At 66.9% G+C, this 18,880-nt stretch carries 22 protein-coding genes; 11 read left to right on the top strand and 11 right to left on the bottom strand.

Translation table 11 applies throughout. The features are described from left to right. Positions 1 to 43: 43 nt before the first annotated feature. Together OHB26_RS20955 and OHB26_RS20950 are read right to left on the bottom strand one after the other, a co-directional pair. Positions 44 to 1,168, bottom strand: coding sequence for a sulfite oxidase (locus tag OHB26_RS20955; RefSeq protein ID WP_330178973.1), 1,125 nt, complete (start codon positions 1,166 to 1,168; stop codon positions 44 to 46). A gap of 110 nt (positions 1,169 to 1,278) precedes the next feature. Then, on the bottom strand, positions 1,279 to 1,773 hold the full coding sequence (locus OHB26_RS20950) for a nitroreductase family deazaflavin-dependent oxidoreductase (RefSeq protein ID WP_330178972.1): 495 nt from the start codon (positions 1,771 to 1,773) through the stop codon (positions 1,279 to 1,281). A gap of 87 nt (positions 1,774 to 1,860) precedes the next feature. On the opposite strand from OHB26_RS20950, the gene OHB26_RS20945 reads away from it, so the two are divergent. Next, positions 1,861 to 2,457: a TetR/AcrR family transcriptional regulator gene (locus OHB26_RS20945; RefSeq protein WP_330178971.1), complete on the top strand. Its 597-nt coding sequence runs from the start codon at positions 1,861 to 1,863 to the stop codon at positions 2,455 to 2,457. Positions 2,458 to 2,467: 10 nt separating this feature from the next. On the opposite strand, the gene OHB26_RS20940 is transcribed toward OHB26_RS20945, so the two are convergent. Continuing rightward, positions 2,468 to 2,911 carry a TetR-like C-terminal domain-containing protein gene (locus OHB26_RS20940; RefSeq protein ID WP_330178970.1) on the bottom strand — a complete coding sequence of 148 codons (444 nt, stop codon included), beginning with the start codon at positions 2,909 to 2,911 and terminating at the stop codon, positions 2,468 to 2,470. Positions 2,912 to 2,946: 35 nt separating this feature from the next. Here OHB26_RS20940 and OHB26_RS20935 point away from each other — a divergent pair, with 35 nt between their 5' ends. After that, positions 2,947 to 3,825 (top strand): class I SAM-dependent methyltransferase, encoded by an 879-nt coding sequence (locus OHB26_RS20935; protein WP_330178969.1) that lies wholly within the window; start codon positions 2,947 to 2,949, stop codon positions 3,823 to 3,825. Between the two features lie 10 nt (positions 3,826 to 3,835). On the opposite strand, the gene OHB26_RS20930 is transcribed toward OHB26_RS20935, so the two are convergent. Then, positions 3,836 to 4,333 carry a pyridoxamine 5'-phosphate oxidase family protein gene (locus OHB26_RS20930; protein WP_330178968.1) on the bottom strand — a complete coding sequence of 166 codons (498 nt, stop codon included), beginning with the start codon at positions 4,331 to 4,333 and terminating at the stop codon, positions 3,836 to 3,838. A 91-nt stretch (positions 4,334 to 4,424) separates the two neighbouring features. Beyond that, positions 4,425 to 5,009 (bottom strand): putative glycolipid-binding domain-containing protein, encoded by a 585-nt coding sequence (locus OHB26_RS20925; protein ID WP_330178967.1) that lies wholly within the window; start codon positions 5,007 to 5,009, stop codon positions 4,425 to 4,427. A 101-nt stretch (positions 5,010 to 5,110) separates the two neighbouring features. On the opposite strand from OHB26_RS20925, the gene OHB26_RS20920 reads away from it, so the two are divergent. Beyond that, positions 5,111 to 5,293, top strand: a complete 183-nt coding sequence (locus tag OHB26_RS20920) for a hypothetical protein (RefSeq protein ID WP_330178966.1) — start codon at positions 5,111 to 5,113, stop codon at positions 5,291 to 5,293. A 60-nt stretch (positions 5,294 to 5,353) separates the two neighbouring features. Further along, the gene (locus OHB26_RS20915; protein WP_330178965.1) at positions 5,354 to 5,530 is read left to right on the top strand and encodes a DUF6374 family protein; all 177 of its coding nucleotides are present in this window, start codon (positions 5,354 to 5,356) and stop codon (positions 5,528 to 5,530) included. Between the two features lie 2 nt (positions 5,531 to 5,532). Here OHB26_RS20915 and OHB26_RS20910 read toward each other — a convergent pair whose 3' ends face one another. The 6 genes from OHB26_RS20910 to OHB26_RS20885 form a co-directional block, all read right to left on the bottom strand. Beyond that, positions 5,533 to 7,485, bottom strand: coding sequence for an amino acid transporter (locus tag OHB26_RS20910; protein ID WP_442942690.1), 1,953 nt, complete (start codon positions 7,483 to 7,485; stop codon positions 5,533 to 5,535). Between the two features lie 144 nt (positions 7,486 to 7,629). Continuing rightward, entirely contained in the window at positions 7,630 to 8,406 is a 777-nt protein-coding gene (locus tag OHB26_RS20905; protein ID WP_330178964.1) for an N-acetylmuramoyl-L-alanine amidase, read from the bottom strand. A 37-nt stretch (positions 8,407 to 8,443) separates the two neighbouring features. Next, positions 8,444 to 8,860, bottom strand: a complete 417-nt coding sequence (locus OHB26_RS20900; RefSeq protein WP_330178963.1) for a MarR family winged helix-turn-helix transcriptional regulator — start codon at positions 8,858 to 8,860, stop codon at positions 8,444 to 8,446. Continuing rightward, positions 8,853 to 10,226, bottom strand: coding sequence for an MFS transporter (locus OHB26_RS20895; RefSeq protein ID WP_330178962.1), 1,374 nt, complete (start codon positions 10,224 to 10,226; stop codon positions 8,853 to 8,855). The genes OHB26_RS20900 and OHB26_RS20895 overlap by 8 nt, the downstream gene beginning before the upstream one ends. 53 nt (positions 10,227 to 10,279) lie before the next feature. Then, the gene (locus OHB26_RS20890; protein ID WP_330178961.1) at positions 10,280 to 11,173 is read right to left on the bottom strand and encodes a hypothetical protein; all 894 of its coding nucleotides are present in this window, start codon (positions 11,171 to 11,173) and stop codon (positions 10,280 to 10,282) included. 159 nt (positions 11,174 to 11,332) lie between these two features. Further along, positions 11,333 to 12,322 (bottom strand): zinc-binding dehydrogenase, encoded by a 990-nt coding sequence (locus OHB26_RS20885; protein ID WP_330178960.1) that lies wholly within the window; start codon positions 12,320 to 12,322, stop codon positions 11,333 to 11,335. A 131-nt stretch (positions 12,323 to 12,453) separates the two neighbouring features. On the opposite strand from OHB26_RS20885, the gene OHB26_RS20880 reads away from it, so the two are divergent. From OHB26_RS20880 to OHB26_RS20850, 7 genes are all read left to right on the top strand, one after another. After that, positions 12,454 to 12,633, top strand: coding sequence for a hypothetical protein (locus OHB26_RS20880; RefSeq protein ID WP_330178959.1), 180 nt, complete (start codon positions 12,454 to 12,456; stop codon positions 12,631 to 12,633). A 301-nt stretch (positions 12,634 to 12,934) separates the two neighbouring features. Continuing rightward, positions 12,935 to 15,019 (top strand): hypothetical protein, encoded by a 2,085-nt coding sequence (locus OHB26_RS20875; RefSeq protein WP_330178958.1) that lies wholly within the window; start codon positions 12,935 to 12,937, stop codon positions 15,017 to 15,019. Next, positions 15,016 to 15,438 carry a roadblock/LC7 domain-containing protein gene (locus tag OHB26_RS20870; RefSeq protein ID WP_330178957.1) on the top strand — a complete coding sequence of 141 codons (423 nt, stop codon included), beginning with the start codon at positions 15,016 to 15,018 and terminating at the stop codon, positions 15,436 to 15,438. Before OHB26_RS20875 ends, OHB26_RS20870 begins: the two co-directional genes overlap by 4 nt. Then, positions 15,435 to 15,791 (top strand): DUF742 domain-containing protein, encoded by a 357-nt coding sequence (locus OHB26_RS20865; RefSeq protein WP_067567395.1) that lies wholly within the window; start codon positions 15,435 to 15,437, stop codon positions 15,789 to 15,791. Before OHB26_RS20870 ends, OHB26_RS20865 begins: the two co-directional genes overlap by 4 nt. Beyond that, positions 15,772 to 16,374, top strand: a complete 603-nt coding sequence (locus OHB26_RS20860; protein WP_442942689.1) for a GTP-binding protein — start codon at positions 15,772 to 15,774, stop codon at positions 16,372 to 16,374. Before OHB26_RS20865 ends, OHB26_RS20860 begins: the two co-directional genes overlap by 20 nt. Next, positions 16,371 to 17,624: a cytochrome P450 gene (locus OHB26_RS20855; RefSeq protein WP_330178956.1), complete on the top strand. Its 1,254-nt coding sequence runs from the start codon at positions 16,371 to 16,373 to the stop codon at positions 17,622 to 17,624. The genes OHB26_RS20860 and OHB26_RS20855 overlap by 4 nt, the downstream gene beginning before the upstream one ends. After that, on the top strand, positions 17,621 to 18,838 hold the full coding sequence (locus OHB26_RS20850; protein ID WP_330178955.1) for a cytochrome P450 family protein: 1,218 nt from the start codon (positions 17,621 to 17,623) through the stop codon (positions 18,836 to 18,838). Before OHB26_RS20855 ends, OHB26_RS20850 begins: the two co-directional genes overlap by 4 nt. Positions 18,839 to 18,880: the final 42 nt, after the last annotated feature.

Here is an 18,880-nt window from a genome sequence, read left to right as displayed (position 1 = left end):
ACCCAGCCCGGCGTCCGACAATCCCCGCGCGAACTACAGCCGCTTATTCATCGGCTTCGACGCAGTGCACGATGACCTGCTGGGTGGCGTTATTGGCGAATCCGCCACGATTCCAAGCTTGTTCGATCGGCTGGGATGCGCCGGTGTGGTCGGTGGCTCGGCTGCACAGGGTGTGGGTGCCCGGGGTGGCGGTCCACGTGGCGTGCCAGCGACGCCAGGACCAGGGGTGGTTGGGGTCCGGGGCCGCGAGTTCCGCAGCGGACCAGGTGAGGCCGCCGTCCGGGCTGAATTCCACTTGGGCGAGAGGGGGATTGCCGGTCCAGGCGCGGCCTTCGATTCGGACGGGGCCGGGAGGTACGACCCGGTCGCGGCTCATGAAGTCGGGGAAGCCCGGGGGTTGGAGTAGGGATCTCGGGGCGATGCGGGTTACGGGGGTGCCTCGGTCGGTGGCATTTTGACGGAGGCGGTAGGCGACATCCTGTTGGAAACCGTTGAAGGGCAGGGTGATTGCGGTGATGGTGTGGAGCCATTTCACGCTTGCCATGCCGTACCACCCGGGGACGATCAGGCGGATCGGGGAGCCGTGTTGAGGCGGGAGGGGGTGGCCGTTCATTTCGTAGGCCACGAGGATCGGCGGATCGTCGCCGAGCGCCAGGGCGGCGGGCAGGCTGCGTTGGTAGTCCTGTTCTATGCCGCGTTCGATGCCGTGGTCGGCTCCGGTGAAGACGATGTCGACTGCTTCGGGGGTGAGACCGGCTTCGCGCAGAAGCACTCGCAGCGGGACTCCGGTCCAGTCCGCGGTGCCGACCGCCTCGACCAGCCACGGTTGGCTGATGGGGCGGGGTGTCAGACGGGCACGACCATTGCCCGCGCATTCCATGGTGACGCGATGGGTTTCGGCGGCGAAGGCGCGCAGCTCCGGAACTCCGAAGGTCAGGGGTGAACGGACCGCTCCGTCGATGACGAGTTGCCAATCGGCCTCGTCGGTGAGCGGAATGTCGTAGTGCGTGAGCACGTAGTGCAGGCCCGGCGGGGTCACGTCGTAGCGCAACGCCTCCAAGGGCAGCCCGTGATTACGTGCCGCGAGCGCGAGTTCCGCCTCGCTGATGCCTTCCGCGGGCTCCGCGAGCCGTCCGCGCGCACTGACTTCGCCGATACGTGGGCCCATGAATTCACGCTACTCGCGGAGCGGATCCGATCAGACGGTTCGGGCGCTCGAACTGGTGTCACCGAAACAGCGGCATGCGCGGAATCAGCACCGGTGGGGGTTATGTGCGCTCAGTTGGAGGAGTTGCGCGGGCGCAGGATTACGACCGGGATTTCGCGGTCGGCCCACGCCTGGTAGGTGTCGAAGTCGGCGTAGGCGTCGACTAGGTGGGGCCAGAGGCGGGCGCGTTGTTGTGGGTCCGCGGTGATCGCGTGGACTTCGCGGATGTCGCGGCCGATTTGGATTCGGGTGTCGGGGTTGGCACGAAGGTTGTTGTACCACTGGGGATTTTTGGGGAGGCCGCCCTGTGAGGCGACGATTATGGTGTCGGCGCCGTCGGTGATGTAGAGCAGTGGGGTGGTGTGGGTGGTGCCGGATTTCCGGCCGCGGTGCTCCAGCAGCAGGGTGGGTACCGGTTTGCGGAAACCCGCGCCGATGCGCCATTTGCCGCCGATGCGGCCGCCGGTGCGGCGGTAGACCCAGACTTGGGCTCTGCCAGCGTATTTGAAGATTTTCGGCAGGACGGGTGAGTCGAGTTGTTTGGGGCGCGGCGGGATGGTCGTCATTGTCAGACCATACATCTAGGCACAGGTGTATGGTCAAGGGTGAAAGGTAACCTCGGCGGCGACCGTTGTAGGTGAAGGAGTGATTCGGTGCGCACGCATGGCTGGTCGGGGGCCGCGCCCACGGACGATGAGGAAGCCGTCGACCGGATTCTGGCCGCCGCTCGCCGCGCGATCGACCGCTCGGGCAGCGACTTCGGCATCGCCGAGGTCGCGCGCGATCTGGGGGTCACCCGGCAGACCGTCTACCGCTACTTCCCCAGTGTGGAAGCGCTTTTGACCGCGACCTCGATCGCGCAGACCGGCCACTTCCTCGATGTCCTGGCCGCACATCTGAGCGAAATCCGTGATCCGGCAACGGCTGTCGTGGAGGGGATCGCCTACACCCTGGAGCGGCTGCCCCACGAGAAATACCTCGGTCTGCTCCTGGCCCCGGGCCGCGCGAGCGCCTTCTCCGCGGGCGTAACCTCGGACACCGCTTTCGAATTCGGCCGTTCGATGCTGGACCGCTACTCCGTCGACTGGGCCGCCGCCGGAATAGACGACCTGGACCAACTCGTCGAACACATGCTGCGGATTGTGCAATCCTTCGTCATCGACCCGGGCCGCCCGCCGCGCAGTGGTGAAGAGCTACGCGCTTATCTGACGACCTGGGTGGCCCCGGCCCTCACTTCGCGCCGGTCGTGAAGGAGCCCGGCTATTCGGGCGGTAGCCGCAATAGGCCGCGCGCCACGAGTTCGAGGACCTGAGCGAGCGCGAAATCGACTTCGGCCCGCGTGGTCGGCAAGGGGCCGTCGAGCAGCAAGCCCGCCAGCCCGTGCACGGCCGACCAGGCGGCGATCGCGGCACCCGGCCTGCGATTCGGGTCCAGCAGACCGGCGGATTGCGCCTCGTCCAAAACCTCGCCGAGGATCTCGTATGGTTCTTGATCTTCGAGAGTGGTTGGGGCATCCGCCTTTTCGGCACTCGCGACCGGATGCGAATTGAATGCGGTGCGGAACAGTCCGGGCTGCGACAGCGCGAAATTGACGTAGGCCGTGCCGACCGCACCCAGCCGGGTCAGCGGCTCGGGGGCCGCGTCGACTCCGCGCCGCATTTGCGCGGCGAGCTCGGCTCGGGCATGCCGGGATACCTCGGCCATTGGCGCCGATGCATCGACTGGACAGATTCGACCGCATGCAACAGCATCCCCGACCCGCACAGCCCAGGTTCTCGGGTGAATCGACCTTCTGGCGCGGAGAACACTTGGGCGACAAGCTGGTTCAGTACTCGACCGGAAACTCCCGACGCAGTATCGAAGCAGCCCTAGCCGCAGCGGGTAAAGACCTGAACGACCTGCGACCGGCAGACCTGATGCTGGTCGAGGACTTCCACACCATGGGCCGCTTCGCCACCATCCAACTCGCCGACCTCACCGGTATCACCCCGGACACCGAAGTCCTCGACGCGGGAAGCGGAATCGGCGGCACAGCAAGGTATCTCGCCGACCGATTCGAATGCCGAGTGACCGCGGTGGACCTCACCGAGGACTACTGCGACACCTCCCGCTGGCTCAACCACCTTGTCGGACTTGATGATCGAATCACCGTCCACCAGGGCGATGTCACCGCACTCCCCCTCGCCGACGCCGGCTACGACGTCATCTTCAGCCAGCACGTGCAAATGAACATCGCCGACAAACAACGCCTCTACGGGGAGGCCCACCGCGTCCTGAAAGACGGTGGGCAGCTGGCTATCTGGGATATCACCACCGGAGACCTCGCGGCCCCCGACTACCCCCTCCCCTGGGCCGACGACCCGGACCTCAGCCATCTCGTCGACTCGAACCAATTGCGTTCCCTCATCACCGAATCCGGTTTCGAGATCGATCAGTGGAACGACCGCACCGAGGAGGCCGCCACCACCATGCGGGCCATCCTGGCCATGCCGCCCAACCCCCTCGGCCTGCACGTCTTCAACCCCAATTTCCCCGAGAAGCTGAAGAATCTCACCACCGCCCTCACCGACGGCAGACTCCGGGCCATCCAATGCCTGGCCCGGGCACGCCGACCTTGACGACATCACCTCAGGCGTGCTGGCGTTCGGCCCGCTCCCGGACCAGCTCCTCGACCGCCGACGGCAGGGTCTCCTCGAAGTCGATGAGCTTCACCCAGGTCGGGGTGACGACAATGCGCACCATGCCGTCGTAGAGCGAACGCACCTCGGCCTCCCACTCCACCCGCTGCTCGGCCGTCATCTCATAGCTGCCGTTGATCTGGAGGTACTCGTCCGGGATCCCGTCGACCACATCCAGTTCGACGCGTCCGCGAACGAGCAGGATCTTGGGCGGGTGCACCTCGGTGTCGATGGTGAGGGCGACCATCGGATTCTTGCGCAGCGCATGCAGTTTCGGTGCGTTCTTGGAGGTGCACAGCACGAGCTCCGAACCGTTCCAGGCGAATGCGATGGGGATACTGCGCGGTGTGCCGTCGGTGGCGACGTACGCCAGGCGGGTGAGGTCGCGGGCCAGCAGCTCCTGACTGTTCGGACGGTTCAGGATCTCGGTGATCTGGCTCTGTTCCATGGCGGTCGCTCCTTCGTCGATGTCGAGCGGTCCATCCGCTCTCTGCCCCGGGGACGGAGCCGATCGACGGTTCTCGACATCAACCTCGAAATCAACCCGCCCGAGTCGCGATTCCCGGGTATTCCAGCACCAATCCGGCCTCGTCGTAGATCAATTGGCTGGTGAAGTCGAAGGCCGGAGCGAGGTATTCGAAGCGGTAATGACCATTGGCGTCCGCGGTGCGCTGATACTGCTGTTCGAGCCGGTGCACCGAGAGGTCGCCGGCGCGAATGTAAACGGCGGGCGTAGCGACCCGGGTACCGACGGGTGGATCCATCCGCTGGATCGGCAGCGCATTCGTCAATGCCGAGGACTCCAGATCCACATCGAGACATCCGTTGAGCCGTTGCGCGGGTTTCCCATCCACCAGCCAATGCCCGATCCCGGTGGATTCGAGCACGACCTCGCGGCGTCCGGACAACGATCGCCCGGTCACCCGCGCCGCCCGGGTATGCCAATCCGCGGCGACCGTAATGCTGTATTCGACGAACCAGGTGCCGTCCTCGTCGAGCGCGGTGGTGCAGCCGTCTATTCGAAGGCCGCCATCGCCGAGCCGTTCGAAGTAGACGACCTCGAAGCCCGATCGTGTATCCCGGTGCGACCAGGCCGCGGTCGCAGGGAGTGCCGCGAACGACATTCCGCCTCGCTCTCTCGTGGACGCCGTGTTCGGTGCAAGCAATCATCCGCCAGCGCGGGTGCGTAGTTGCCCGGTTTCGCGCTCCTGGACCGGCGATTCCGATGGGAACGACCGGCACGAACCGAGTGCTCCCCATCCGCCACTTCCGTGGTGACGGACCCACGTTCGACCGCCGCCAGCAGGTGACCATCCACTTCGGCGCCCCGATCGACCCCGCCGAATTCGATGATGCGGACAAGCTCCTCGATCACCTACGCCAGCGCATCGAGTCCCTCCGCGACTGATCCGGACGAAAGACCGCTCGGTATCGAACAAAGGTTCGACTCGAGGTAATCTCCCGTCCCATGCCGGAACTGTCTCGCCGCGACTGGGCGACGATGAACCTCGAGCAGGTGCGGCGCCAACTGCTCGACGCCGCCGCCTTCGGGAAGTACATGACCCCCGAACAGCTCGAGAACGCCGCGGGCAAAATCGGTGAGGGCCTGCGCATCTTCCGCGAGGAGACCAACCAACCGCGCTGAACTCAGCTGTCCACGTGCACGTGCGGGCGCTGGGAGCGGCGGGGCACGGCGCGGCGCAGGATTTCGCGGGTCACCGGGGCAACTTCGCCTTCACCGAAGAACATGAAGCGGAGCAGGTTCATGAGCGGATTGCCTTCGGTCCATTCGAAATAGACGTGCGGCGGTGCGCCGGTGCGATCGCGAATGGCCAGCAGGATGGCCGCGATGCAGTTCGGAACGGCGGCGGCCTCGACCGAGAGGATGTGGTACTTGTCGATCTCCACATCGGTGACGAGTAGTTCGGTGCTGAATTCCGAAGGGTCCTTGACGATCACCTCGAGGAACAGGATCGGCTCCTCCTCGGGGATATGGCTTTCCCGGCGCTGATCGGCTTCCTTCTCCGCGTACTCCTCGGGCTCGCGCTTGTCGATCTCGTGGGTGACGATGCGGACCTCACCGCGCGCGGCCAGCGAGTCGATCATTGCGGCCGCCTTCTCATCGAAGGTGACTGTGACAGCACGCAATTCGAAGGCGCGGCGGAAGCGGGAGGCGAAGGAGACCACCAGGACCGCGATGACGAAGAGCAGGGCCAACTGCGCGCCCTCGGGCTTCTCGATCACATTGTCGATGGTGGTGTAGATCAGGATCAGCGTCACCACGCTGAAACCGATCACCCGCGACCGCTGCTGCTGGCGGGCCGCCGACAGCGTCACCGCGACCGCGGCGGAGGTGATGAGCACGAGCACACCGGTCGCGTACGCCGCGCCCTGTGCGTCGACGCTGGCATCGAAGTACCAGGTGATGCCGAAGGACACCGCGGCGAAAACCAGTACCAGCGGCCGGATCTGGCGCGCCCACTCCGGGGCCATACCGAAGCGCGGCAGATACCGCGGCACCAGATTCAGCAGGCCCGCCATGGCCGACGCACCCGCGAACCACAGGATGGCGATGGTGCTGATGTCGTAGACGGTGCCGAAGGCATTGCCCAGACGCTCATGCGCCAGATATGCCAGCGCGCGACCATTGGCCGGGCCACCGTCCTTGAACGCGTCCTCCGGAATCAGAATGGTGGTGATGAGGCTCGACACGATGAGGAAGCCGCTCATGATCAACGCGGCGGTGCTGAGCAGCTTGCGCGCGCCGACGATCCGCATGCGCGGATACTCCTCGGTGTCCTCCGGACAGCCCTTGATCTGCGGCATGACCGCCACACCGGTCTCGAATCCGGACATGCCCAGCGCGAGTTTCGGGAACACCAGCAGCGCGACGCCGATCATGGCGATCGGACTGCCGTGCTGCGTGGTCAGCGCGTGCGTCCAGTCGGTCACCATGGATCCGTGCGTGATCACCCGCACCACACCGACCACGGCGACAACCAGATTCAGCGATAGGTAGACCCCGACCAGCACCACCGCGATGCTGATCGCCTCACTGAACCCCTTGAGGAACACCGCCGCCAGCAAGGCCAGCAGTACCAGCGTGATGAGCATGTTGTGCCCGTGCAGCGCATCGGGCATCAGCGGATTCTCGACGATATGCGCCGCACCGTCGGCCGCCGAGAGCGTCATGGTGATCGTGAAGTCGGTCGCCGCGAAGCCGAGCAGCACCAGAATCAGAATCTTGCCCCACCAGTTCGGCAGGAATTTGGCGAGCATGGCGATCGAACCGCCGCCGTGCGGACTCTCCTTGGCGACCCGGCGATACACCGGTAGCGCGCCCAGCAGGGTCAGCGCCACCAGCACCAGCGTGGCCAGCGGTGACAGCACGCCCGCGGCCAACGCCGCGATACCGGGCTGATAGCCCAGCGTCGAGAAGTAGTCGACACCGGTCAGGCACATCACCTTCCACCAGGAATGCTGATGTTCCTTGGGCGCGCGTTTGGCCATGGGTCCGGGTATTTGGGAGTGTTGCTCCCCCGCGTCCTCCAGCAGCCAGGCCGCGAATCGCGAGCGTGGCCGCACCTGGGTCGTGGTCAAGAGAGTCCTCCCCGGAACCCGTTGTCCGGTTTCCCGGATTTCGCCGAATAGTCGTGGCCAATGTACTCAGGGCGAACCGGGCGCGGACACACCCCGCGCCGCGAGTCGCCCGGGCCGTTGTGCTAGCCGGGAAGGAGCCTCGAGTCAGCCGAGATACGCCAGGACGGCGTTGGTGAGGGCCGTCGCCAATCGGGCACGGCCATCCGGGGATTCGAGCATTGCGGCATCGTCCGGATCGCGCATATTGCCGCATTCCACCAGGGCCGCCGGTCGCTCGGCGAGATTGAGCCCGGCCAGATCGGCGCGCGGATTCATACCGTTCGAGCCGATATAGGTGGAGGTGGTGAAGCCCGCGCCGACCAACCCGTCGCGCAGCGTGGTCGCCAACCGGTTGGACGGCTCACCCTGCGAATCATTCACCGCGGGCGAGGAGTAGGCCACGTGGAAGCCGTGCGCACCCGCGGGCGCGCCATCGGCGTGAATGGAGACCACGGCCGCCGCACCGACCCGCTGCCCGAGCGTCCCGCGCTCGTCGACACAGGGGCCGAAGCCATTGTCATTGTCGCGGCTCATGACCACGTGAATCCCGCGCGCGCTGAGCAGATCCCGCATGCGCAGCGCCACGTCGAAGGTGAATTCGTGCTCGGAGTAGCCGTCATTGGCATTGGTGCCGGTGGTATTGCACGCCTTCATACCGCCGCGCCCGTCCGGGACCTGCGCATTGATCTCATCGAGGTGCCCCGCCGTACCGCCGTTGTGGCCGGGATCGAGCACCACCGTCCGCTCGGCGATCGGAAAGACCGGCAGCGCAGGCCATTCCGTCTTGGGCCGCACGGGCGTCGCGGCGGCCCCCGTTCCCCCTGCCGCGATCAGTAGTGCACCGCAGATGGCCGCCATAGCTTTCCAGTGTCGGTTACGCACCCGGCCCACCATACGGCCCGGAGCGCGCACCGTTGAGTCACTCCGCGAGCTTGCGCAGCAACTCCGCGAGTGTGCGCAGTTCGGCCGGGGTGAGGGCGGCGACGGCGGCGGGCGCGGGATCGGGGGTGGCGAGCGCGTCCAGGATGAGTTCGCGCCCGGCCGGGGTGAGCGAGACCAGTTTGCAGCGCCGGTTGGTCGGATCGATCTCGCGCACCACCAGTCCGCGCTGCTCCAGATCATTGACGGTGACGGTGGCGGCGGGCGCGTCCATGGCGGCCGCGTGCGCGAGCTGTTTGACCGAGATCGGTCCGGGCAGCAGTCGCTTCATGACGCGAAACCTGCTGAACGGCAATCCGGTTCGCTCGACAACGGCGCGTCGCCAGCCATCTCGACTGTCCATCACCAGATGGGTGAGCTGCCCCCAGACCTCATCGGGGGTGGGCACGTCAGACATGGGCGGGAACCTTCTGTTCGAGCAGGGGTGCGACACGATCGCGGGTACGGTACGCCCACGGGGTGTTCGCCGCCACGCCGAGCATGGGGACGGTGAGGGCGAGCGCGGCGATGGTCCACCACAGCCCCGCCCCGGTGAGCGCACCACACAGTGCCACACCGAGACTCACCCCGACCTGACGGCTGGTGGAGGCGACCGCGGATGCCGCACCCGCGCGATCCAGTGGCATACCGCTGACCGCCGCGGTGGTGATGGGGGCATTGACCATGCCGAATCCGATACCGAACAACGCGAACAGCACCACCAGCTGCCATACGGCAGTGTCCGGCGCCATCCGGGTCAGACCGACGGCGGCCGCGGTCATGAAGACGCCCGCGACGACCAGCGACGGCCGGGTGCCGTACCGGCCGACCAACCGGCCCGAGACCGGCGAGAAGACCAGCATGCCCAGGGCCATCGGCAGGTAGAGCAGACCGGAGTGCACGGCCGAGAAATGCCGTACCCCTTGCAGATACAGCGAGACGTCGAACAGGAACGCGCCCAGTGCCGCGAAGGCGCAGATCGCGGTGAGGGTGGCCGAGGCGAACGGGAAGCTGCGGAAGAAGCGCAGGTCGATGAATGGCGTCGGATGCCGTCCCTCATGCCGGAGGAAGGCGGCCAGCGCGCTGGCGGTCAGCGCGAAGATGATCGGTTTGTGCTCGATCAGGCCGAAGACCAGGGTGAACATGAAGGCGATGGCCAAAAGCTGTCCGGCCACGTCCATTCCACGCGGATGCTGCGATTTGGACTCGGGCACGAAGAGTGTGGTCAGAATGAGTGCGACGGCCACGATCGGCAGGTTGATCCAGAACACCGACTGCCAGCCCAGGCTGTCGATCAGCAGACCGCCGACCAGCGGTCCCATAGCGGTCGAGATGCCGACCACCGCACCCCAAACACCCACGGCCCGTGCGCGTTCCATGCGCCCGGTGAAGACGGTGGTAATGATCGACATGGCAACGGGATTCAGCATGGAACCACCGATGGCCTGCAAAAACCTTGCGCCGATGAGGAATTCGATGGTGGGCGCGATACTGCACAGCAGTGAGCCGAGCGCGAAGACGAACAGGCCGATGCGGAAGAGTCGTTTGCGGCCGAAGCGGTCGGCCAGCGCACCCGAGAGCATGAGCAGGCTCGCCAGGGTGAGGGTGTAGATATCGACGATCCACTGCAGCCGGGTGAGCGGCGCGCCGAGATCGGTTCGGATGGTCGGGATGGCGACGTTGACGATGGTCGCGTCCATGGAGGAGATCAGCAGGCTGAGACAGCAGGTGATCAGAATGATCGTCTTGCGCTCTTTGCTGAGCACGCCAATGGTTGTATCCACACAACGATTGTGAAACTAAAACTATTCAAGGGCAAGAGCTGTGCGCCAGGTCACTATCGCGGCGCCGGTCCGCCACCGGGGAGACCCGGGACCGTGGGTATCGAGCCGACCAGACCGGGCAGACCGGGCACCTCATCCAGATGGTCGGTGAGCGGGCCGAGGATTCCGGAGAGCGGGGCGATGAAGCCCGGCACCGGTCCGAGCACACCCGAGAGCGTCTCGACCACCGTCGAGATCGGGCCGAGGTCATCGACCTGAGCCCCGAGCACATCCTCGGTCTGCTGGGCCGCGGTGCCGTAGGTATGCGCGGTGACGGTGAATCCGGTGCCGAACGAGGCCGAGGCGACCTCGGGTTCACCGGAATCCGACCAGCCCCATTTCGTCCCCTTGACGTGCGGCAGCCGCGCGGTGCCCCAATCCTGTTCGGTCCCGTCGGCCGCGGTCTTGCTGGCGTGTTCCATCCAGGTCAGGATCGGGCTGTCCGGATCGGTGCGGACTTTGGCGAGCAGGAAGTCGGCCATATCGGCGGTGCTGGTCGAGGAGCTGCCCCACTCGCCACCGGAGTGCGTGGCGGGGAGCTCGTACTCGGTGGCGATGGCGTCGATGGCCCCGGGATATTTGGCCGCCATGGTGTCCGCCGCGGCATCGTCGGAGAGGCGAATCATGCGCTCCCCCAACTCTTTATCCTCGGCAGAGCCGTCGCCGTGCCGGAGCGCGTAGTCGGCGATGTAAAGCTTGGCGATGGAGAGCGCGCCCCGCGATTGCGTCTCGTTCTCGGTACCCCATTTCAATCCCGGCACCACCGACCGCAGTGAGATCGAGGTGCGCGCGGGCACCTGGACATGCTGCCCCGGCTGCTCCGGTTCGGGTTCCTGCGCCGCCGCCGGTGCCGAGCACAGGCAGACCCCGGCCGCCACGACCCCGATCAGCCCTGTCCAGTAGCCCATCGCCAACCTCCGCGTCGAGCCCCGCCCGCATGCCAGCTTGCCCGCAAAACAGGGCGAGAGCTGGAACAACGGGCCCGACACGCCGATTACCGATCGGAGCGGCAGCATCACCTCCCGTCATCCCGGCATGCTTTCGGCCGGGATGACGATGAGGTCACGTCAGACGGTCAGAATTGTGCGCCCGGCCGCGGCGCGCGATTCGATGGCGGCGTGGGCGGCCGCCGCGTCGGCGAGGGGAAAGCGCTGGCCGATCACCACTTCGAGCCGACCTGCGGCGGCTTCGGCCTGAGCGCGGTCGTGCAGGGCGTTCCAATCGGTGGTCTCGCCGGTGATCTCGAACAGGGAAACCACCGTGATGCCCTGTGCCGCAGCGACTTCCGCGTCGATGGCGGCGAATCCGCCTGCCGCGTTGCCATATCCGATGAGACGGCCACCGGGAGCCATGGCCCCGAGGCTGACCCGGCCGATATCACCGCCCGCACCGTCGAGAACGGCCTGCACCCCGCCGGTCAGCTCGCGCACCTGCTCGACCCAGTCGGGCTCGGAGTAGTCGACGACCGCCTCGGCCCCGAGTCGTTGCGCCAGTGCGAGTTTCGCCTCGCCACGGGCCGCCGCGGCGACCCGCGCACCCGCCGATCGGGCGAGCTGGATGAGCAGGGTCCCCAATCCGCCCGCGGCAGCGGTGATCAGCACCCACTCCCCCGTCCGCATATCCGCCCGGTCCGCGACCGCGAGAGCGGTGCGGCCGTCGTGCACCAGCGCCACGGCCTGCTCCAGACTCAGCGCGTCCGGCACGACCGCCAGGGTGTCGGCCCTGGCCAGCACCTTCTCCGCGTATCCGCCCGTCGGTGTCCCCGAACCGATTCCACTGGCCGCGGTCGGGGTCGCGACTCGGCGCCCGATCCACTCGGCGTCCACGCCGGGGCCGACCGACTCCACGATTCCCGAGACCGCGCCGCCCGGCACGAAGGGTGGGCGCACGGGGAAATAGTCCTTGCCCCTGCCACTACGCAGCAGGGTATCCAGGAACATGACATCGGCGGCGGCCGCAGCGACCACCACCTCTCCTTCCCCCGCGACCGGGTCCGCGATCTCGGTCACCGCGAGCACGTCCGGCTCACCGAATGCCTTGGCCTCCACTGCGCGCATCGCTCCACCCCTCTTGCCGTTCGTACGTCTGCCGAGACCTACCCTCCAACCTCTACAAAGGTTGAGGTCAAGCTCGAGGCGCCGAGTTCACCACGAGCGGAATCGACCGCCCGACGGAGTATCCGAGTTGTATGCCCGAGAGTCCCTCAACCTGCGGGGCAGCGCATATCGCGATCGCGGTGCGTGCCAGCGCTGGTCATAGCTTCATGCCGCCGACGTCGATGCTCGGCGCGGCGACAGCCGTCGCGTATCAGGAATCGGCGCGGCGCGAGCCCTGGCAGGGTGCGGCCGAAGCGAGGCTGTTCCGCTGAACGGTGCGATCCCGGTGAAGAATGCGGCCCAGGTCCTGGCGATACGCAGACCGGCGATACGCGGATCGAAAACTGACTCTGTACAGCCGATTACGGTGAATCGACGCGCATCCCAACTGCCGGGATGCCGCGTTGCCGGGTGGTTCGCGCTCGGGTAGCGCCGGTGATGCCGGACGCATATGCTCCTCCGCTAGATCCGAATCCGCTTGCCGGTGCGTATATTTGGCATGCGCTCCGCGCGGGTGGATGCGGTCGCACCGGGGCGTTCGTCTCGGTGCACGTGCGTGCGGAAGTGCAAAGCTTGTCGGAGTCATCGAATCCCAGGGGTGGCGAGTCGAATCCCGCTACCGGTACACGGCTACCGTTCGGGACGCTGGCGGGGTGCGTCGTAATCACCGCTCTCGCGGTGGGGGGCGCGGTATTCGCGGCACCCGGCAATATGCGAATCGGGGTGGCGATCGGCGGCGGTGTTGCGGCGGTGCTGCTCTGCGCGGCGATCACCGCGGCGGTGCACTATCGGTCGCAGGTCGAGCGGGCGCGACAGGAGGGCGCGGCGCGGGCCGGGCACGCCGAGGCGCGAACCGCGGCCATCATTACCGAGGCCGAGGCGCGACTCGCCGAGGGGCAGCAGCGAATTCAGGCGCTCACCGAGGCGGGCGCCACCAAGGCGCGGGAAGCCAGGGAGAGCGAGAATCGGCGCGCGGCGGCCATGGCGGCCTTCGCCGGCGCGGCCGGGCGCATGCAGGCCATGAGCACCTCCATGCTGGCGGAGCTGCGTGAGATGGAGCATCGGCACGGCGATCCCAAGGTACTGGCCGATCTCCTCGAGCTCGATCATCGCACCGCGCAGGCCGGGCGGCTCGCGGACAGTATCGCGGTGCTCAGTGGCGCGCGCTCCGGGCGGCGTTGGGCCAAACCCATTGCGATGGAGTCGATTCTGCGCGGGGCCATGGGGCGGGTCGCCGGTTATCAGCGCGTGCGACTGCGCGCGGTCACCGAGATCGCGATCGCCGGGCACGCCGCCGAAGGCGTCATGCACGCCCTCGCCGAACTCCTCGACAATGCCTGCAACTTCTCCCCGCCCACCACCGAGGTGCACGTCTACGCCGCCGAGGTCCCGGCGGGCGTGGTGATCACCATCGAGGACAGCGGCCTGGTGATGAGCGAATCCGCTTTGCGCCGAGCCGAATTGACCGTCTCGGGCAAGGGCGGCAATGTCGCGGGCTTCGGCGGCGGCCCGCACGCCTCCGGCATGGGCGGCAGTGCCTCCCGCATGAGCAGCGTGTCCGGTGTGAGCGGCAATGCTCCCGGTACGAGTGGCAACGCATCTGGCGTCGGGGCGGCGCAAGGCTCGAACACGGGCGGCAATTCCCTTGCGGGTGGCGGTATCTCCGATCTCTCCTCTCTTTCGGGCACGCGCCTGGGGCTGGCCGTGGTCGGCTATCTGGCCCGCAAGCATGACCTCACCGTCTCCTACCGCCCCTCCGCCATCGGCGGCACCGCGGTGGTAGTGGTGGTCCCCCGCGAACTCACCACCCGGATAGATCGCACCCCGGGCGCCCTGGGCTCCATCTCCCTGCCGGTACGCTCCCCCGCCGAACTCAGCCCCGGCGCGGCCCCGGCCCCGGCGAATGCCACCGCCCGTTCCGATACCGCCCCGGCCCTGCTGACCGTCGACATCACGCACACCGCCCCCACCCGCGTCGGCCTGCCCGGTAGCGATCCCAACCCCACCGGTCCGCTCCCACGCCGCGCCGAGATCTACTCCGGCACACCGTCGGTGGTTTCGTCCACTGAATCCGCGACCTCGGCACGCCCCGGTGCCGAACTTGCCGCCGGTGCGATGCCCAGCCGGGACGAAATCCCTTCGAGTACAACGCCGATCGCCCCGGCCGCCATAGTGGATGCCGCGCCGTCGCGGCAACCGAACCGCCCCGCGGACGGACCGGGGGCCGGGTCCGGCGCGAGCGAATCCAGCGCGCCCGTATCGTTCGGGATCGATCAGACTTCCCCGGTGCCGACGTCCCCCGGCACCGCGCGCCCCGCACGAATCGCCACACCCGACGGCACCGCCGGGGAAGATCGCGAGCACGCCGATACGACCACCGGATTCTCCGGCAGCACCGCGGTTTTGGCGGATCGAATGGTCGATGCGACTCGCGTCGAGCCGGTTCCGCCGGTTTCGACCGAACCCCGATTGCCCAAACGCGAGCGGGGCAAGACCTTGGCGGCGGTGCATCCGGAAGGGCTTGCGGCGCCGGATGTTCCGGCGGGCGGGTTGGCGCGGCCGGTTTCACCGGCGGCCATGGGGGCTTTTCAGCGGGCGGTGAGTGGGCGTGAGAACGCCGGTACCGCTAATCCTTCGGCCTTGGAGAGCGATAAATGATCTCGTCCGCGACACAGCTGGGTTGGCTGCTGGAGCAGCTGCTCACCCGCACCCCGCGCGCCAGGCATGCCCTGCTGCTGTCGGGGGACGGGTTGAAGATCTGCCACACCTCCGAGTTGGGGAATGACAGCGCCGATCAGTTGGCGGCGATAGCCGCTGGGATGCAGAGCCTTTCGCATGGCGCGTCGGTGGAGTTCGGTGACGGCCGGGGCGGGGTGCGCCAGTCCATGACCGAGTTCTACGGCGGCATCCTGTTCATCGTGGAGGCCGGGGTGGGCGCGCATATCGCGGTGGTCGCCGCGGAGGACGCCGATGCCGGGCTGGTCGGCCACAATATGCGCGAACTGGTGGAGCAGCTCGGCGAACATCTGGCCGCGGAGCCGCGGGTGCGCGATACCCGGGGAGCGAGCGTGTCGTGACCAGACCAGACGAGGATCCGGATCGGCTCTACACGCTGACCGGCGGCCGCAGCCGACCGGATTCGGACGCCTTCGATCTGGTCACTCTCGTTGTGAGCGAATGCGATCCGGCTCCGGGCATGCAATCCGAGCATGCCGCGATCCTGGAGATCTGCCGCTCCCCCACCGCCGTGGTGGAGATCGCGGCGGAACTGCGACTACCGGTCGGCATCGCCACCATTCTGCTGTCGGACCTGCTGCACGCGGGCAAGATCACCGTGCGGCATCCGCGGCACAACCCTGCCTCGCAATGGCATTCGCTGCCCGACACCACCACCCTGGAGAAGGTGCTCGTTGGACTCCGCAATCTTTGACCCCCGGCCTTCCCGCGCCGACGCACCCCTGCACGCCTCGGCCCACAGCGGTCTGAAGATCGTCATCGTCGGCGGTTTCGGCGTCGGGAAGACCACAATGGTGCGCGCTGTCAGCGAGATTCGGCCCTTGGACACCGAGGCCACCATGACGCAGGTGGGCTACGGCGTCGACGATCCGACGGGCGCGCCCGGTAAGACGACCACCACCGTCGCCTTCGATTTCGGCCGCATCACCATCGATACCGAACATGTGCTGTATCTGTTCGGAGCCCCCGGACAGGAGCGCTTCTGGTTCCTGTGGGATCGCCTCTTCACCGGTGCGCTCGGTGCGATCGTGCTGGTCGATCAGCGCCGAATCTCCGACTCCTGGTACGCGATCGACCGCCTCGAACATCAGCGCACACCGTTCATCGTGGCGTGCAACAACTTCGGTGAGACCTTCCGCCCGCAGCAGGTCCGCGAAGCGCTGGACCTGGAGCCGCATGTCCCGCTCGTCGATTGCGATGCCCGGCACCGTGATTCGTGCAAGCAGGTGCTGATCGCCCTGGTCGAATACCTCTACACCCCGGAGACCGTCCGATGACCTCGCCCGAGCAACAGCGGTGCCCGGTGCGACCGGGAGTGGTCCCGCTGAGCGGCCCGCGCTTCCACACCGATCCGCATCAGCTCTACAACGAGATGCGCCGCGAACACGGTGCGGTGGTCGCGGTCGAACTCCCCGGCGGCGTACCCGCCTGGCTGGTGGTCGGCTATCGAGAGATGCATCAGGTCACCAACAGCCCCGAGCTGTTCCCGCGCGATGTGAGCCTGTGGAACCAGTGGGGCAGCATTCCGGACGATTGGCCGCTGCTGCCGATGGTCGGTCAGCCCATGCCGTCCATCTACTTCACCGCGGGCGCGGAGCATCGCCGGCATCTGGCCATGGTGGAGCCCGCCCTGGAGTCGGTGGACCCCTTCGAATTGCGCAGGGTCTGTGAGAGTTTGGCGGATCGGCTGATCGACGCCTTCTGCGGTCGCGGCACCGCGGATCTGATGGCCGAGTTCGCCGAACCGCTGCCGGTGCTGGCCCTGGCCGCCCTGCTGGGCTTCTCCGATGCGGATGGCCCGCACCTGGCCTGGTCCATGAAGGTGATGGCGAATGGCGGTGCGGACGCGCAATCCGCGCATCTGCAATTCATGGGTCATATGCAGCGCCTGGTCGCGCACAAGAAGGCGATGCCCGGCGATGATCTGGTCTCGCGCATGCTGGCCTATCCGACCCCGTTCACCGATGAGGAGTACGTCAACGACCTGATGGCGATCACCGCCGCCGGGCATTTGACGACCTGTGACTGGCTCGGAAATTCGGTGCGGCTCATGCTCACCGACGATCGCTTCGCCGCCGCGCTCGGTGGCGGGCGGCGCAGTATCAGCCAGGCCATGAACGAGGTGCTGTGGGAGGAGAGCCCCACCTCGATTCTGGCCGGGCGCTGGGCGGCGCGCGATACCCGCCTGGCGGACAAGGTGATTCGCGCCGGTGATCTGCTGCTGCTCGGTTTGGCGGCGGCCAATACCGATCCGCATGTGCGCCAGCATGTTTCGGATTCCGTGCATACCGGAAACAATGCGCACTTCGCCTTCAGTCATGGCGAGTATCGCTGCCCGTTCCCGGCGCAGCATATTGCCGAGATCATCGCCAGGACCGGTATCGAGGTGCTGCTGGACCGGCTGCCCGATATCGATCTCAGCGTGCCCGCGCAGCATCTGCTGCGCCGACCTTCTCCCTTCATGCATGGAATGGCTTCGCTGCCAGTTCATTTCAGCCCAGTTCGCGCCGTCGGAGGTTTCCAGTGACTTGCCCACATGCCATGCCCATCGATCCGATGGTCGCCGATCTGGCCGGGGAGACCGCACGCCTGCGTGCGGCCGGACAGCTCACGCGTATCGAATTGCTCGGCGTACCCGCCTGGACCGTCACCGAGCACGCCCTGGCCCGGCAGCTGCTCACCGATACCCGCCTGGTCAAGGACATCAACGCGTGGGGTCTGTTCAGCTCGGGCGTGGTGACCCGGCAGTGGCCGCTGATCGGCATGATCGACGCGGGCCGCTCGATGTTCACCGTGGACGGGGACGAGCATCGGCGACTGCGGATCAAGACCACGCAGGCGCTGACCCCGCGCCGGTTGGAGGCGCTGCGGCCCTCGATCGAGGCGCTCACCACCGAGCTGCTCGACAATCTCGAGGCGGCCGGGCGCGAGGGCGAGATCGTCGATCTGAAGCAGGTTTTCGCCTATCCGCTCCCGATGCGGGTGGTCAGTGAGCTCATGGGTGTCGAGCGCGCGGATCAGCCCATGCTGTTGGACTGGTACAAGAAGTTCTTCTCCATGATGACGCCGCAGGATGAGCGGTTGCGGGTCATCGACGCGCTGGACGCGTACTTCACCGAGATGGTGCGCCGCAAGACCGCCGAACCGGGCGACGATCTCACCAGTGCGCTCATCCTGGCCGATGAGGGCGGCGACCCGCTCACCGAGGAGGAGGTGGTCGGCAATCTCAAGGCGCTGGTCGCCGCGGGCCATGAGACCACGGTGAGCCTGATCGTGAATACGGTGCGCGCCTTGCTCGCTCGCCCCGAACAGTTGGATCGGCTGCGCTCGGGTGATGTGTCGTGGAAGCAGGCCATCGAGGAGACGCTGCGCTATGACGGGCCGGTCACGCATCTGCTCATGCGCTTCGCGACGGAGGATATCGCGGTGGGCGACACCGTGATCGAGCAGGGCGAGGGCGTGGTGATCTCCTATCGGGCCGTCGGTCGCGATACCGCGGTGCACGGCGAGGACGCCGATGAATACGACATCACCCGCCCGACCGCGAGCCGCAATATCTCCTTCGGCTACGGCCCGCACATCTGCCCGGGTGCGGCCCTGGCGCGGCTGGAGGCGGCGATCGGCCTGCCCGCTCTGTTCGAGCGCTTCCCGAGCCTGAAGCTCGCGATTCCGGATGCGGAGATCGCGCACCTGCCGGTCCTGACCCAGAATGACCTGGCGGCCTTCCCCGTTCACATCTGACGAGCCGACCCTCACATACCGGGCACGTCCCCGCTCTACCGG

The sequence above is a fragment of the Nocardia sp. NBC_01503 genome, from assembly GCF_036327755.1.
GTDB lineage: Bacteria > Actinomycetota > Actinomycetes > Mycobacteriales > Mycobacteriaceae > Nocardia.
This window is presented reverse-complemented; position numbering and strand designations above follow the sequence as displayed.